Raw genomic sequence first — 15,452 nt, 5'->3', positions numbered from 1 at the left:
GGAAAGCCGGCATTCTTCACTTCATTTTGAATGTCCGTTCAATCAATATTACAGAAGTAGCGCTTGATTTCAATGCACGGATGCGCTCATGCTGAAAGAAAGCCGGCAAGCTTGGAGCGCAACCAGCAAAGCGCGCTCCGCAAAAATTGGGAACAGGCAGCCGGCCCGGTCAATGGGAGCATCATGGCGGAACAGTTCGAGCCAGCAACCGAGATCACGCCCGGGTCGCTGCAATGACGGTAGCTGCCGAAGGGGTGCCCACGCGGCGTATGACGCGAGCAAGGCGAAACGCCCTTCTGCAGTCCGAATCCGTCCAGGGCCTTGCCCTGATCAGCCCGACCTTGGTCTACGCTTTGATCCTGCTGCTGGTGCCGATCCTGGTGGTCTTCGCCCACTCCTTCTGGACGCAGAACTACCTCACCATCGACCACACATTCACGCTGGAGAATTATCGCATCGCGCTGACCGAGCCGATCTATCGCGATCTGCTCTGGCGCTCGCTCTACATTTCGCTGACGGTGAGCTTTTTCACCGTCATCCTCGCCTATCCGATCGCCTATTTCATCTCGTTCCATGGCGGTCGCCACAAGAGCCTGTGGCTGTTCCTGATTACCATCCCGTTCTGGACCAGCTATCTCCTGCGCGTGATGTCATGGAAAGTCATCCTCGGCTATAATGGCGTGCTGAATTCCGGCCTGATGGGCCTCGGCATCATCGACGAACCATCGACCGCGCTACTCTACAATTCCAGCGCCGTCATCATCACGCTCACACACGCCTGGGCGGCCTTCGCCATCCTGCCGATCTTCGTTTCGCTCGAGAAGGTCGACCGCACCTTGGTCGAGGCTGCCACCGATCTTGGCGACGGCCCGCTGCGCTCCTTCCTGCGCGTGACGCTGCCGCTGTCGGCGCCGGGCGTCATCTCGGCCGCTCTCATCGTCATGATCCCCACCGTCGGCGACTACGTCACCCCAAGGCTGGTCGGCGGCAAGGATGGCGTGATGATCGCCAATGCCATCGAGTCGCAGTTCCATAAGGCCTCCAACTGGCCACTCGGCGCGGCATTGTCCGTGACCACCATGCTGGTCGTGACGCTGATGGCGGGCGCCACCGTGCTCATCATCCGCGCGCTGCAGAGGCTGGCGCGATGACGGCGAGGCGGCGCCTTTTTCCCGGCGGCTGGCTGTCCGCCTACGCCTTCCTCTACGTCGTCTTTCTCTATCTGCCGGTGATCTTCCTGCCGATCTTCTCGATCAACACCGCGCCGACGCCAAAATTTCCTCTCACCGGCTATACGCTGAAATGGTACCAAGACCTGCCGAAGACGCCGGCGCTGCTTGACGCCGCCTGGAACAGCCTGATCGTCGGTATCTCGGCATCGGTGCTGGCGACGCTGCTCGGCATCCTCGCCGCCCGCTCGATCACCCGCTACCGCTATCCCGGCCGCCGCACAATCAATGGCCTGATCATGGCGCCGCTGGTGCTGCCGGAAATCATCCTCGCCATCTCCATGCTGCTGGTCATGCTGCAACTGGGCTTAACCCTTTCGCTGTTCACCGTCGTACTCGGCCATGTCCTGATCTGCATTCCCTATTCGATGACGGTGCTGACCGCCGGTTTCGAGGGCTTCGACCGCAGCCTCGAAGAAGCCTCCGCCGATCTCGGCGAGAGTGCCTTCGGCACCTTCCGGCGGGTGACGCTGCCGATGGTGGCGCCGGCGATCATTTCCAGCCTCCTGGTCTGCTTCACCATCTCGCTCGACGAGTTCGTCATCGCTTTCTTCCTGACCGGCACCGAGACGACGCTGCCGATCTATATCTGGGGCCAGTTGCGCTTTGCCGCCAAGCTGCCGGGTGTGTTGGCGCTGGGCACGCTGCTGCTGGTTGCCTCTTTCGTTTTGATGACCGTTGCCGAGATCCTGCGCCGCCATGCGGCCAGACGCACCCAGAGCGAGGGAGGCCTCTATGCCTGAGCAGTCCCGGGCCGAACGGCCTCAGGATGAGCCATCCAAGCAAGATAAGTCCGAGCGGGCCCAATCTGATCGACCCCAAACCGACCGAGCAATGATCGAAATCCGCAGCGTTACCCGCAGCTATGGGGCGTTCAAGGCGCTCGACGACACCTCGCTGACCATCAAGGAGGGCGAGTTCTTTTCGCTGCTCGGCCCTTCCGGCTGCGGCAAGACCACGCTGCTGCGCATGATTGCCGGTTTCGACAACCCGACCAGCGGCTCGATCTCGGTCGGCGGCCAGTCGATGGAAGGCATCCCCGCCAACCGCCGGCCGACTAACATGGTATTCCAGAGTTATGCCATCTTCCCGCATCTCAATGTCGAGCAGAATGTCGCCTATGGGCTGAAACGGCTCAGGCTGGGAGGAACGGAAGAAAAGCGCCGCGTCGAGGAAGCGCTGGCGCAGGTGTCGCTCACCGGCCTCGGCAAACGCCTCGCCACCGAGCTTTCCGGCGGCCAGCGCCAGCGCGTGGCGCTCGCCCGCGCCTTGGTGATGCGGCCCAAGGTGCTGCTGCTCGACGAGCCGCTGTCGGCTCTCGACAAGAAATTGCGCGAGCAGATGCAGGTCGAACTGCGCCGCCTGCAGCAGGCGGTCGGCATCACCTTCGTGCTGGTCACCCATGACCAGTATGAGGCGCTCGCTATGTCCGACCGCATCGCCGTAATGTTCGGCGGCAAGATCGCCCAAGTCGCCTCGCCCAAGGAAATCTACCAGCGGCCGGTCAACCGCCAGGTCGCCGATTTCCTCGGCGGCATGAATTTCGTAAAAGCGCAGATCGTCGAGGAGAGCAGCGCCTCGCTGGTCGTCGACACGCTGGGCTTCGGCCGGGTCAGGACCGACAAGCCGAAGGCCTTCGTGCGCAATGGCGGCGGCACCACGCTGGGCATCAGGCCGGAGCGATTGCGCGTGCTGTGGGACAACGCGACGGCGAAATTCGAAGTGGCCGGCAAGGTGGTCGAACGCCACTATTTTGGCGAGATCACCCATCTCATCGTCGAGATACCCGGATTGGAAAAGCCACTGTCGGTCACCGAGACCAACGACTTCGGCGCCGACGATATCCCCGTCGGCACTTCGATCCGCCTCGGCTGCGATCCGGAGGCCTTGGTGGCGATGGCGGACTGAGCATGATCCCGAAAAGTGGAAACCGGTTTTCGGAATAAGATCATGCTCCACTAAGAATTTTAAGTTCCGTCGCGATCTGTTTGGCTGCGATCCGCCCCATCACGATGGCGCCTTCGACATAGCCCGGGAATGACGGCGACAGTTCCGACGATGCTAAATGAACCGGGGCAGCGCCGGCACGGATCGTGCGCTCGGCATCCCGTGCCGTCACATCGACAATTAGGTCGCTGTAGGCGCCGCCGCTCCAGCGGTCATCGATCCAGTCGCGCTGGCTGAAATCGATAATGCCGGCCGCCTCCGGGCCAAGGGCATCAACGAGCCTTGCCGTGACCTCCGCGCGCAGCGCCGCGTCCGCGAGCGGACGCCAACGCAACGCCAGTGGTCCGCCGACGAAGACGACCAGCGCGGCATGTTGCGCATCCTTGCTGGCGTCACAGGCGAACAGGCCCGGCAGGTCGCGCCACATCACCATGCCGCACAGGTCGCGCTCGCGCCAGAACGGCGTGGGATAGCGCACCAGGATCTTGATCACCGCACCGCTTTCCCAGACGCCCAGCGCCTTTGCGAGAGCTGGCGGCAGAGCGGGCGCGAAATCCAGCTTCGCGGCCCTCGCCGGCGGCAGCGCGACCAGCACTCTTCGCGCTTCGATGGCGCTGCCTGCCGAGACGGCACGAACCCCTTGCGGCCCGTGCTCGATGCGCGTAACCGGCTCGTTCAGCCAAACCCTGTCGCCGAGATCTCCCGCCATGTCCTCGGCCAGCGACTGCATGGTTTCGAGCAGCGAATATTGCAGCTCGGGCACCTCGTTGGTGATGCGGCGGTCATTGTCGATGAGGTACCACAGCGGCACCTTGTCCATCGCCAGACACCACAGGCCTTCGATCATCGAGCGGAAAGCCGTCTTGGCGTCAGTGGGATCAGGCTGGCGTTCGAGCCAGGCGGCAGCGCTCATGCCGGCGATCGAGGGATCGTCCGGCTCGATCGCATTCATCCGCTCGCGGATTGCGATCGCGCCATGATAGGTCCGTTCGGCCTCTTCGACCGACAGCGATGGATGGGTGATGAAATCGCCATTCACATAGGTTTCGACGAAGGCCTTGCCACGGGACGCGGCCAGCGCCGTCACCTCCGGCATGTCTTCGCAGAAAAACTGGCCGCCGCTGTCGATGCGCTCGCCAAGCCCGTTGCGAATAGCCTCGACCCTGCCGCCGACGCGGTCGCGTGCTTCGAGCAGCACGACATCGATGCCGGCCTTTCTCAGCTCAAGCGCAGCCGACAGGCCGGTGAAACCGGCGCCGACGATGACGACATCGGTTCTTTCAGTCCTGTCGCTCAATAGCCGGCCTTGATCTTCTCGAATTCCGTGACCATGCGCTGCTTGAGCTCAGGCGGCACCGGCTGCTGGAACAGCGTCCTGTCCAAGAACTTGTCGAGATTGTCGAAGCCACGGTCGCTCAGCACCTGATGGTCGATCGCGGCCATCCCGGCGCTGTTGCCCTGGCCGTAGCCGAAGGTCTTGACCAAGTAATCGGACACGGCATGCGCGTTGACCGCACTGAGGAAATCATAGGCCTGATCGAGCTTGCCCGGCGCATCCTTCATCAGCACATAGCCGCACACCCAGGTGGATATGCCTTCCCTGGTGTCGCGGTTCATGGCGATCGGCATGCCTTGGCCCTTGAGCGTCACGAAGGTCTCATTCCAGCCCCAGACGAGGTCGACCTCATTGCCGGTAAAGGCCTGGTTGAGGTCGGTGTCGTCGGTCCAGTAAAAGCGGATGTTCTTGTGGACGTCACGCAGGAAGGCGGACGCCTCCTGGAACTGCGCGTCGGTCATCTTGGTCCAGTCCTTGAGGCCGATGACCAGGCTGGCCAGCGCATAGGCGTCATCGACATTGTCGCCGATGGTGACGCGGCCCTTGAATTTGGGATCGGCGAAAATCTTCAGCGACTGCGCTTCCTCCGCGGTGACCTTGTCGGTGCGGTAGAGCAGCGAAGTGTTGCCCCAGTCGAACGGCATGAACCAGGCCTTGCCGTCGGCGGTGACGGCGAGATCCTTCATCGCCATGATGCCGGGATTGAGATCCTTCCAGCCGGCGATCCGCGAGGTGTCGAGCGGTTGCAGAATGCCGGCCGCGCGCCACTTGGTCACGCTTTGCGAGCAGGGGTGGGCGATGTCGGCCTTGAAGCCGGCGCGCATCTTCTGGAACGCTTCCTCCTCGTCGCCGAAGAAAGCAAAGGTCGGCTCGGCGCCGTATTTGGCGGTGTAGTCGGGGTGCAGCAACGGATCTTCATAGCCTGACCAGTCGAACACGACGAGGTCGCCGCCGCCTTCGGCATAAGCAAGCACGGCGCCGGCGCCGACTGTAAGAGCAGCGGCAAGGGCGAGGCGGCGAAGCATGGAATTCATGGCGCGAAACTCCTCATCGCGAAAAGCGGCCGGGCGACGTTACGGAATTTCAGCGGCCTTGGCGAGACCGTCTGCCCGGCGCACTGACAGGCAGACGGAGGAGGCCGGACAGAGCTTTAGTAGCCTGCCTTGATCTTCTCGAATTCGGTGATCATCTTGAGCTTGAGCGACGACGGCACGGGCGATTGGAACAGGGTCTTGTCGACGAATTTCTGCACGTCGTCATAGCCCTTTTCTTTCAGGATCGCCGGGTCGACGCCGGCCATGCCCTTGGCGTTGGCCTGGCCATAACCCCAGTCCTTGACCAGCACCTTGGCGGTCTCGGGATCGTTGATCGCGTTGAGGTAGTCATAGGCCTTGTCGACATTGCCGGGTGCGTCCTTGAACAGCACGTAGCCGCAGACCCAGGTCGAGATGCCTTCGTCCGTATCCTTCTTGGACTTGATCGGCACACCGGCAGCGACGGATTGTACCGTGGCATCGTTCCATGCCCAGACGAGATCGACCTCGCCGCCGCTCAGCAACTGCACGACGTCGGTGGTATCGGTCCAGTAGGAGCGGACATTCTTGTGCACTTGGCGCAGGAAATCGGACGCCTGCTTGAACTGGTCGTCCGTCATCTTGGTCCAGTCCTTGAGCCCGATGGCAAGGCTGGCCAGCGCATAGGCGTCGTCGACATTGTCGCCGATTGAGACCCGCCCCTTGAACTTGGGATCGGAGAAGGCCTTCAGCGACTGCACATCCTTCGCGTCGATCTTGTCGGAGTTGTAGGTGAGCTGGGTGTTGCCCCAGTCCCACGGCATGAACCAGGCCTTGCCGTCCGAAGTGGTGGCCAGATCCTTCATCGCCATGATGCCGGGATTGAGATCCTTCCAGCCGGTGATCTTCGAGGTGTCGAGCGGCTGCAGCAGCCCCGCCTCACGCCACTTTGTCACGCTCTGCGAGCAGGGATGGCCAAGATCGGCCTTGAAACCGGAGCGCACTTTCTCGAAGGCTTCGTCCTCGTCGCCGAAGAAGGCGAAGGTCGGCGAGTCGCCGTTCTTCTCGACATATTTGGGGTGGAAGCTCGGGTCCTCATAGCCCGACCAGTCGAACACGATCAGGTCCTTGTCGGCGGCGACCGCAATCGCCGCGGCCGAACCAGCCAGCGTCGCCGTCAGCGCCAATGTCAGTGTCAGGCGTCGGGTTGTTCTTTTCATGCTGTTCCATCCTCTTTGTTTCTGATTGTTCGCTCCGGCTTGGATCCGCCGGTTGTTGTCAACGTCCGCTGTCCGGCGGATAGTGTTTCGGAAAAGCGGCTGACAGGAATTCGTTTGCCGCCTGCAGCGCGCTCTCACGGGTGACGTCCTCGGTGCCCATCATCAGCCGCAGCCACAAGCCCTCCAGCATGGCGCTGAGCGCGAGCGCCATGACCTGCGGCTCATAGCCATAACCACCGCCCTGCTTGAGCGTGGCACAGAGGTCGATGAAGATCTTCTGGTAGGCCGCGTCGCGCGCGCCGCACAGCGCCTGGTAGGTCGGCCGCGACTTGGCCTCGCCCCAGAACGCGCACCACGCCGCGAGCTTGCGCTTGTTGCAGATCGAACGGTCGAAATCGGCGGCGACCAGCGCCCGCAGCTGCCGGGCTGGATCCTCGCCGGCCTTGGTCAGCGCGACGCGCCAATGCGCCGCATATTCGTCGGCCATATAGGCCAGCGTGGCGACGAGTAGCTTCTCCTTGCTCTCGAAATGGAAGTTGACGATGCCGCGCGACAGGCCGGCGCCGTCAGCGACATCGGCCATCGTCGTTTCCGAATAACCGCGCTTGGCCAGCGAATCGATGGTCGCTTCGATCAGCTGCTGTTGCCTGACCTCCTTCGACGCCTTGCGGCCGCGTTTTTCCGGCTCGGTTTTTCCAGACGTGTCGGAGGATCGCTCTTCGCGCGCTGCAGCTTTCATCGGTGCCGTCATGCTCCACATTGCCGGCTATCCCACCACAGCCGGCTTCCACCCGCGAAGATGAGTGGGACGGTGCTCGCCACTGTCAAGCACCTTCTGCATGGCTTCCCAGGTCTTGATGTTCTTGTCGACATAGGCCGCTCCGACCGCGACTGCCGCCGTCTCGTAGAGCGGGCCTTTCAGCCTTTCCAGCTCGCCGCGTGCGACCTCGCGGTACCAAGAATTGCGGTCCTTCACAGTGACATCGGCAAAGCCGGCGCTGCGCATCGCTTGCGCATAGCGTGCCGGCGAGGCCATGGCGAAGGACAGGCCTTCGGCCGCGACATAGGCCTTCATCTCAGATGACGGCTCGCCGTCATGGCCGATCAGCCAGTCGGAGGCGGCAAGGACGCCGCCCGGCTTCAGCACGCGGAAGATTTCCGCAAACAGCGCGTCCTTGTCGGACACGTGCACCAGCGCATCCTTGGAGAAGACGACATCGAACGAAGCGTCGGCAAAAGGCAGCGGCCCCGGCGGCGCCTGGACGAAGCTGGCGCGGTCTGAAAGCCATCGTGCAGCGGCATGCTTTCTGGCCGCCTCGATCACCGGCCGCTCGATGTCGAAGCCGGTGGCATGAGCAGCACCGTGGCGCTCCACCAGATGCAGCGCGATGCCGCCGGAGCCGCAGCCGATGTCGAGGATCGTCTTGCCCCTGAGCGACAGCCCTTCGACCACCCGGTCGACCTCGTCTGGTCCGCCCGGCGACAGATAGCCCTCGCCCCACAGCGCCTCGAGGAAGCGGATCGCGGCGTCGTCATATTCCGGCTCGCCATCTGCCGTTTCGATCATCAGACCTTAAGTCCCGTCAGCCGAATTGCGCAGGTTCGAATGCCGGCAAAGCGTAGCGTATTAACAGGAAAACGCAATATCATTTGTTGAACATTCATTCAGAATGGCTGGACAGAATAGCCGCTGCCGTGCCAAATTCCGCGCATTCGGCGACAAATCACGCGAAAATGAAGGGTCGAGCACCATGAAGGCTGGGCGCGAATGAAAGCTTGGGATGCGATCGTCATCGGCGGCGGACACAACGGCCTGGTCAACGCCTGCTATTTGCAACGCGCCGGGCTCGACGTGCTGGTGGTGGAAAAGAACGACTGGGTCGGCGGCGCCGCCACCAGCCGCGAGCTGACGCCGGGCTTCCTCTACTCCAACTGCTCCTATGTCTGCTCGCTGTTTCGCCCCGAGATCATGCGCGACCTCGAACTGCCGCGTTTCGGCTTGCAGGTTATTTCCTATGAAGGCGGCGCCGTGTTCACCCGCGACGGCGACTACCTCGCCAACTACCGTGACCACGATGCGCACCGGCGCGAATTCGCCCGCTTCTCCAGGCGCGACGCGGAGGCCTATGACCGCTATTCGCGCGACGTGACGCGGCAGTGCCGTTTCATCCAGCCGCTGCTGATGCGCACCGCACCGGACCCGGCCAGTCTCAAGCCGCGCGACCTCGGAGAGCTTCTCTATCTCGGCAAGAAATTCGTCGGCCTGTCATCAGAAGAAATGGCGCTGACGCTGCGCTTCTGGACCATGTCGATCTCGGAATTCCTCGACGAATATTTTGAGACCGATGTCATCAAGGCGAACTTCGCTTTGTCCGGCATTATCGGTACCGCGCTCGGGCCGATGTCGCCCGGCACAGCCTACGTGCTGCTGCACCATTATATGGGTGAGGTCGACGGCTCGGTCGGCGCCTGGGGCTATGCGCGCGGCGGCATGGGCGCCGTCACCAAGGCGCTCGCCGCTTCATTCAAGGCGTCCGGCGGCGCTATCCGCACCGGCGCCGAGGTCGACCATGTGCTGGTGAGCCGAGGCAAGGCCAAGGGCGTGGTGCTGGCCGGCGGCGAGGAGGTCTACGGCAAGCTCGTCGTCTCCAACGCCGACGTCAAACGCACATTCCTGAAACTGGTCGAGGAGAAGGAACTGCCCGACATTTTCCTGCGGCGGGTCAGGAACTTCAAGATCCGCGGCTCCTCCGGCAAGGTCAACATCGCGCTGGATTCTCTGCCGGAATTCCCGGCACTGCCGAAGGATTCACCCGTTTATCGCGGCGACATGCATTTCACCGATTCCATGGAGCGCATGGAGCGCGCCTATGACGACTGGAAGGCCGGTCGCTGGTCGGCCGACCCATTCCTCGACATGGTCATCCCAACGACGCTCGACCCGACCATGGCGCCGCCGGGCAAGCATTTTATGAGTTGCTTCGTGCAGTACGCGCCGCCCAAGGTGAATGGCCAGGACTGGACCGATGCCGACCGCGACGGTTTCGCTGAAAGCGTGGTTGCGCAGATCGCGGAATACTCGCCAGGCTTCCGCGACCGCATCGTCCATATGGAGGTGCGCACGCCACGCGAGATCGAGGCCGAGGTTGGGCTGACCGAAGGCAATATTTTCCAGGGCGAGCTGACCTTCGACCAGCTGCTGTTCAACCGGCCGGTGCCGGGCTACGCACAATACCGCTCGCCGGTCGGCGGGCTCTATATGTGCGGCTCCTCGACCCATCCCGGCGGCGGCGTCATGGGCGCACCCGGCCGCAATGCGGCAGCCGAGATCCTGCGCGACCTCGCCAAATCGACCTCCCATATGAGCCCGGCCCATGACGTCATTTGATGCCATTATCATTGGCGGTGGCCACAACGGCCTTGTCGCTGCCGCCACTCTGGCGAAAGCCGGCCGCAAGGTGCTGGTGCTGGAAGCGGCCGGCGATGTCGGCGGCGCGGCGCGCACCGGAGAGTTTGCGCCGGGTTTTCGGGTCTCCTCGATCGCGCATGTGCTGAACCGCCTGCACCCCGACGTGGTGAAGAAATTGGAGCTGGAGAAACACGGGCTGCAGGTCACCCGTACAGACTTCATGCCGTCGGTCGCCTTGGCGAAGGACGGCCCGCCGCTTGTCCTGCATGGCGCCTATGGCGAGGTGCTGACCGGCTCCACTCCATCCGAGCAGGCGGCCTGGGAGGAATTGCGCGCGCAACTTCTGCGCTATGCCGGCATCCTGAAACCGTTCCTGTCGCGGCGCCCGCCCGATCTCGGTGGCATGTCGCTGCTTGAAACCGCAGCGCTCGGCCAGACGGCCGTGGCGCTGAAAAAGCTCGGCAAGGAAGACATGCGCGACTTCCTGCGCGTTCTCCTGATGAACGTCGCCGACCTGCTCGACGAACAGCTTGCCGATATCAGGCTGAAGGGCCTGCTTGCCTTCGACGCCACGCTTGGCAGCCATCTCGGTCCGCGCTCGCCGACCTCCCTGCTCGGCCTCTACTATCGGCTGGCCGGCGAGACCGGCGGCAAAACCGGCGCGCAGATGCTGCCGAAAGGTGGCATGGGTGCGGTCGTCGCCGCGATCCGCGCGGCGGCGGAGAAAGCCGGCGTCACCATCCGCACGGCAGCGCCCGTGGCCAGGATAGTCGTCGAGAAAGGCCGCGCCGTCGGCGTGACCCTCGACGGCGGCGAGGTGCTGCACGCCAGAACGATCGTCTCCGCCATCAACCCGGCGACCACCATGCTCGATCTCGTCGGCCCCCGCGAGATCGACACGGGTTTCGTGCGCAAGGTAAAAAACATCCGCATGAGGGGCGATGCGGCGAAGCTCCATCTGGCGCTCGAACGGCAACCGCAATTTTCCGGCGTCGACGCCGATAATCACAAGGGCCGTCTGGTCATCGCGCCCTCGCCCGACCATGTCGAGCGCGCCTTCAACCCGTCAAAATATGGCGAGTTCTCAGCCGAACCGGTGATGGAGATCACACTGCCCTCGCTCTCCGACCCGTCGCTCGCGCCAAGTGGCGCCTGCGTGCTATCGGCGATCGTGCAATACGCGCCTTATGCGCTGAAAGAGGGTTGGGATGCCGGCAAGCCGAAATTCCTCAAGGCTGTTTTGGCGCAGCTCGAAGCGTACGCCCCCGGTATTGGCAAGTCCGTGCTGCATGCCGAGCTTTTGACGCCAGCCGATATCGAAGCCAACTACCGCATGCCGGGCGGCCACTGGCACCACGGCGAATTGCAGGCCGACCAGATGCTGATGTCGCGGCCGGTCTCCGGCTGGTCGGGCTACGACACGCCGATCGAGGGGCTGTTCCTGGCCGGCGCCGGTTCGCATCCAGGCGGCGGCGTTTCGGGTGCTCCCGGTTTTAATGCGGCGCGGCGCATCATAGCGACGAAGGGATGACCGGATGTTTCAGCCAGTCAACGCCGCACTCTACGGCGAAGGAATGTCGTCATGACGAGTCCGATCAACAACGCCGCCCGCACCACAGCGCAGGGCCATTTCCGCACCTTGCGTCTCGGCACGCCGTTCCAGCCGCGCATCGATGCGGTGGCCAAAACTCAGGACTGGTACAATTGGGCCGGCTATCGCGCGCCGCATTCGCTGTGGGACGAGGAACTCGAATATTTCGCCATCCGCAGCCAGGCGGCTTTGTTCGACATCTCGCCGATGACCAAATACCGCATCGAGGGGCCGGATGCCGAAGCCTTCCTCGATCGCGTCACGCTGCGCGATGTCACCAAGCTGAAACCGGGCCGCGTCCACTACACCGCATGGTGCGACGACGAAGGTTTTGTCCTCGATGACGGCACGCTGTTCCGGCTGTCGCCGACCCGCTTCCGCCTGTGTTCGCAGGAGCGGCACCTGCCCTGGCTGCTCGACAGCGCCATCGGTTTCGAAGTGACCGTCGAAGAAGAGACTGAAAGCGTCGCTGGTCTCGCTCTGCAAGGCCCAACCTCCTTCGCCGTGCTGCGCGAGGCCGGCTTTGCCGGCGTTGAAAAACTCAAAGTGTTCGATCTCGCCGAGTTCCCGCACGATGGCGGCACTATCACCATCTCGCGCACCGGCTTCACCGGCGATCTCGGCTACGAACTGTTCGTGCCGGCCGAAAAAGCGCTCAGCCTCTGGGACCGCCTGATGACGGCAGGCGAACTGCGCGGCATCCGCGCCATCGGCTACGCCGCCCTCAACCGCGCCCGGCTGGAAGCCGGCCTCATCGTCGCCAATGCCGACTTCACCACCGCAGACCATGCCATTCGCGCCGACCGTCTGCGCATGCCGGACGAGATCGGTCTCGGCTTTATGGTCGATTTGGGAAAAGGCCATTTCAATGGCCGCCGCGCCATGCTCGAAGCGCGCGCCAAACGCAAGCTGCGCCACATGCTGGTCGGGCTGGAGATCGAAGGCAACATCCCGGCCGAGCACGCCATCGTCTACCACAAGAAGCATCAGGAGGTCGGGCTGGTCAGCGCCGCCATCTGGTCGCCGATGGCCAAGCGCAATATCGCCATCGCCTCGCTGACGCGTCCCTATGGTGATACGATGGTGGAAGACCTCTGGGTCGAGATCTACGCCATGCGCGAGTTGCAGTACCAGAAGCTGATGAAGCGGGCCAAGGTGGTGGCCCGTCCTTTCATCAAGCTCGACCGCCGCACCGCCAATCCGCCGGCGGATTTCTGATCATGGCCGACGAACCGGATGATGAGACGGAAGCCGCCGAACAGTGGCAGCTGGTCAACACGCCGCTCGGCGAAAAATGGTCGGGTCGTACCCGCTATGCCGCCGCCATGTACTTCTACAAGCGCGGCGAAATGAGCGCCGAGACGCTCGAAGTCTACCGCATCTGCGCGCGGCTGGACTGGGAGAACCCGCTGCCGATGATCAGGGATCGCGGCGGCCAGGATTGGCTGAAGCGCATGGGCGCTTAAGCCTCACCCTATGGTTCTTTCGAGAACGTTCAGCCAGTTGCGATAGGCGATCTTCTCGATCAGCGCGCGTCCGAAGCCGCGCGCGGCCAGCGCATCTATCAGCTTCGGCAGACCGGCAACGTCGCCGATGACCGCCGGGATCATGGCGCCGTCGAAATCGGAGCCGAGACCGACGCCGTCCTCGCCCAGCGCCTGCAGCAGCGAGTCGACATGGCGCACCATGATGTCGAGGCTGGTGTCCGAGTTCATCCGTCCGTCTTCACGCAGGAAGCCGGTTGCGAAGTTGAGCCCGACCATGCCGCCGGTCTCGCGGATGGCGCCGAGCTGCCAGTCCGTCAGGTTGCGCGAATGGGTGCACAGCCCATGCACGTTGGAATGAGTGGCGACCAGCGGCGCATCACTGAGTGCGGCGACATCGCGAAAGCCCTTTTCGTTGAGATGCGACAGGTCGATCATGATCTTGAGCTGATTGCAGGCCTTGACCAGCGCCTTGCCGGCATCGGTCAGCCCCGGTCCGGTATCGGGCGACGATGGAAAGCGGAACGGGACGCCATGGCCGAAGGCGTTGGGTCGGCTCCAGACAATGCCGAGCGAGCGCAGGCCGGCTTCGTAGAGCACGTCGAGCAAGGTAAGTTCGGGATCGATCGCCTCGACGCCTTCGATGTGAAACACCGCCGCGATCGAACCTTTCGCCATCGCTTCGCGAATGTCACCGGCACTGCGGCAGACGGTCAGCGCGCCCGCGCGCTCCAGCCGAAACAGGATCGAGGCCATGCCGATGGTGGAATTGAGCGCATCAGCGCGTGGCAGTTCCGGCGGCAATGGCTCATTGTCGCTCGGCGCCGGCGGCACCGCAGAGCGTTTGCTCTTCTCGACCGGCGGTGGAAAGATAGCGAACATGCCGCCGGCAAAGCCGCCCTTCTTGGCGCGCGGCAGATCTATATGACCGCCCTGCGTCCCCTCGATGAACAGCTTTTCGACGTCGGTGTCTTTCGACTGGTACAGTCGCAGCAGCGTGTCGTTGTGGCCGTCGAAGACGGGGACGAGATCGGATTCGGTCATCAGGAAGCCATTCGGTCAAGTTGGCAGGAGCGGACGAACCGCAGCGAACTGTGTACTTAGGCAAGAAGGCCGAACTGCGCAAATGCCAGAGAGGTGTTCGCTCTTGTGGCTGAGCGACTCCGACCACCTACCGGGTCCCCGCTGCTTCGCAGCGTCCCGGCGTTCGCCGGCCTTTCATCGTGCCACTGGCACGATGAATTCGCCTTCGGCGACCGGCAACTCACCCCACAAGGGGAGAAGGGAAAAAGGTCTATTGCTTCAGCACATCCGCCCATTCCGGATGGCGGCGGAACTGGGCGTTGGCGAAGGGGCAGAGCGGGATGATCTTCTTGCCCACTGCCCGCGCGTCCTCGACGGCGCGTGTGACAAGCCGAAGGCCGGCGCCCTGGCCGCGAAACACGTCCGGCACTTCGGTGTGATCGATGATGATCTGGTGCTCGCCGACCTTGGTGAAGGTCATTTCCGCCTCGGCGCCACCGGGCCCGCGCAGGACATAACGTCCCTTCGAGCCGCGGTCCTCGAGTTCGATCTCAGGCAATTCGTCAGGCATCGCTTGCTCCTTCAACCGGCGCATCGGCAAAAAGCCGCCTCGCCGCTTCGATCTCGTTTGGCCGAATTTCGTGGCCGCCATCGTGCCACTCCACTGTGACATCGGCGCCATCTGCGCGCAAATAGGCTTCCAGCCGCGACGTCAGGTTGGGCGGGCAAATCGGATCGCGTTTGCCGGCGGTGACCAGGATGCGGCGTCCGGCAATGCTGCCCTGCACCTGCGGTTCGAACGGGATCAGCGGGTGCATCAGCACCGCCGCATCGAACAGCTCGGGCGCGGCGAACATTACGGACGCCAGGATGTTGGCGCCGTTGGAATAGCCGAGACCAAAGACCGAAGATGGCCTTGCCGCTATCACCTGCGCCTTGATGAAACCGGCCATCTTGGCGGTCGCCCGCGCGAGGTCGTCCATGTCGTAGACGCCCTCGCCGGTGCGGCGGAAGAAACGCGCCGCACCATGCTCGGAAACATCGCCGCGCGGCGATACGATCGTCGCCTGTGGCGCGAGGTCGCGCCCGAGGGACAGCAGCTGGCTCTCGTCCGCGCCGGTGCCGTGAAAGACGAAGAGCAGCGGGCCGCCGGGCGAACCCGGCAGCGCCTTATGGATGTAAGCTTGCTTGCTCATCGTC

General features: G+C 63.2%; 15 protein-coding genes. 7 read left to right on the top strand and 8 right to left on the bottom strand.

The genetic code is table 11. The features are described 5' to 3' along the window. Positions 1–233: 233 nt before the first annotated feature. The 3 genes from NLY42_RS10830 (at position 234) to NLY42_RS10820 (ending at position 3,137) form a co-directional block, all read left to right on the top strand. The gene (locus NLY42_RS10830; protein WP_023701363.1) at positions 234–1,151 is read left to right on the top strand and encodes an ABC transporter permease; all 918 of its coding nucleotides are present in this window, start codon (positions 234–236) and stop codon (positions 1,149–1,151) included. After that, entirely contained in the window at positions 1,148–1,972 is an 825-nt protein-coding gene (locus NLY42_RS10825; protein WP_023754163.1) for an ABC transporter permease, read from the top strand. The genes NLY42_RS10830 and NLY42_RS10825 overlap by 4 nt, the downstream gene beginning before the upstream one ends. Before the next feature lie 91 nt (positions 1,973–2,063). Then, positions 2,064–3,137 carry an ABC transporter ATP-binding protein gene (locus tag NLY42_RS10820; RefSeq protein WP_023754162.1) on the top strand — a complete coding sequence of 358 codons (1,074 nt, stop codon included), beginning with the start codon at positions 2,064–2,066 and terminating at the stop codon, positions 3,135–3,137. A gap of 40 nt (positions 3,138–3,177) precedes the next feature. Here NLY42_RS10820 and NLY42_RS10815 read toward each other — a convergent pair whose 3' ends face one another. The 5 genes from NLY42_RS10815 to NLY42_RS10795 form a co-directional block, all read right to left on the bottom strand. After that, positions 3,178–4,473: a flavin monoamine oxidase family protein gene (locus tag NLY42_RS10815; RefSeq protein WP_023754161.1), complete on the bottom strand. Its 1,296-nt coding sequence runs from the start codon at positions 4,471–4,473 to the stop codon at positions 3,178–3,180. Next, entirely contained in the window at positions 4,470–5,546 is a 1,077-nt protein-coding gene (locus tag NLY42_RS10810; protein WP_023754160.1) for an extracellular solute-binding protein, read from the bottom strand. The genes NLY42_RS10815 and NLY42_RS10810 overlap by 4 nt, the downstream gene beginning before the upstream one ends. A 116-nt stretch (positions 5,547–5,662) precedes the next feature. Next, positions 5,663–6,745, bottom strand: a complete 1,083-nt coding sequence (locus NLY42_RS10805; RefSeq protein WP_023754159.1) for an ABC transporter substrate-binding protein — start codon at positions 6,743–6,745, stop codon at positions 5,663–5,665. A 58-nt stretch (positions 6,746–6,803) separates the two neighbouring features. Beyond that, the gene (gene betI, locus NLY42_RS10800) at positions 6,804–7,484 is read right to left on the bottom strand and encodes a transcriptional regulator BetI (RefSeq protein ID WP_023690120.1); all 681 of its coding nucleotides are present in this window, start codon (positions 7,482–7,484) and stop codon (positions 6,804–6,806) included. Positions 7,485–7,511: 27 nt separating this feature from the next. Beyond that, on the bottom strand, positions 7,512–8,312 hold the full coding sequence (locus NLY42_RS10795; protein ID WP_023754158.1) for a class I SAM-dependent methyltransferase: 801 nt from the start codon (positions 8,310–8,312) through the stop codon (positions 7,512–7,514). A gap of 201 nt (positions 8,313–8,513) precedes the next feature. On the opposite strand from NLY42_RS10795, the gene NLY42_RS10790 reads away from it, so the two are divergent. Genes NLY42_RS10790 through NLY42_RS10775 form a run of 4 tightly spaced genes read left to right on the top strand, consistent with a single transcriptional unit; the run spans position 8,514 to position 13,211 of the window. Then, positions 8,514–10,133 (top strand): phytoene desaturase family protein, encoded by a 1,620-nt coding sequence (locus NLY42_RS10790; protein WP_023754157.1) that lies wholly within the window; start codon positions 8,514–8,516, stop codon positions 10,131–10,133. Further along, a complete protein-coding gene (locus NLY42_RS10785) occupies positions 10,120–11,685 on the top strand; it encodes a phytoene desaturase family protein (protein ID WP_023756493.1) in 1,566 nt (521 codons plus the stop codon). The genes NLY42_RS10790 and NLY42_RS10785 overlap by 14 nt, the downstream gene beginning before the upstream one ends. Before the next feature lie 51 nt (positions 11,686–11,736). Further along, on the top strand, positions 11,737–12,963 hold the full coding sequence (locus tag NLY42_RS10780; RefSeq protein ID WP_023754156.1) for an aminomethyl transferase family protein: 1,227 nt from the start codon (positions 11,737–11,739) through the stop codon (positions 12,961–12,963). 2 nt (positions 12,964–12,965) lie between these two features. Next, complete coding sequence (locus NLY42_RS10775; RefSeq protein WP_023690115.1) at positions 12,966–13,211, top strand: hypothetical protein; 246 nt, start codon at positions 12,966–12,968, stop codon at positions 13,209–13,211. A gap of 3 nt (positions 13,212–13,214) precedes the next feature. On the opposite strand, the gene NLY42_RS10770 is transcribed toward NLY42_RS10775, so the two are convergent. The 3 genes from NLY42_RS10770 to NLY42_RS10760 form a co-directional block, all read right to left on the bottom strand. Next, entirely contained in the window at positions 13,215–14,273 is a 1,059-nt protein-coding gene (locus NLY42_RS10770) for a dipeptidase (RefSeq protein WP_023754155.1), read from the bottom strand. 250 nt (positions 14,274–14,523) lie between these two features. Next, complete coding sequence (locus NLY42_RS10765) at positions 14,524–14,823, bottom strand: GNAT family N-acetyltransferase (protein WP_023683956.1); 300 nt, start codon at positions 14,821–14,823, stop codon at positions 14,524–14,526. Then, on the bottom strand, positions 14,816–15,448 hold the full coding sequence (locus NLY42_RS10760; RefSeq protein ID WP_023754154.1) for an alpha/beta hydrolase: 633 nt from the start codon (positions 15,446–15,448) through the stop codon (positions 14,816–14,818). The genes NLY42_RS10765 and NLY42_RS10760 overlap by 8 nt, the downstream gene beginning before the upstream one ends. Positions 15,449–15,452: the final 4 nt, after the last annotated feature.

Source organism: Mesorhizobium sp. C372A (genome assembly GCF_030323245.1).
GTDB lineage: Bacteria > Pseudomonadota > Alphaproteobacteria > Rhizobiales > Rhizobiaceae > Mesorhizobium.
Note: the sequence above shows the minus strand (reverse complement) of the source record. Positions and strands in the feature narration are given on the sequence as shown.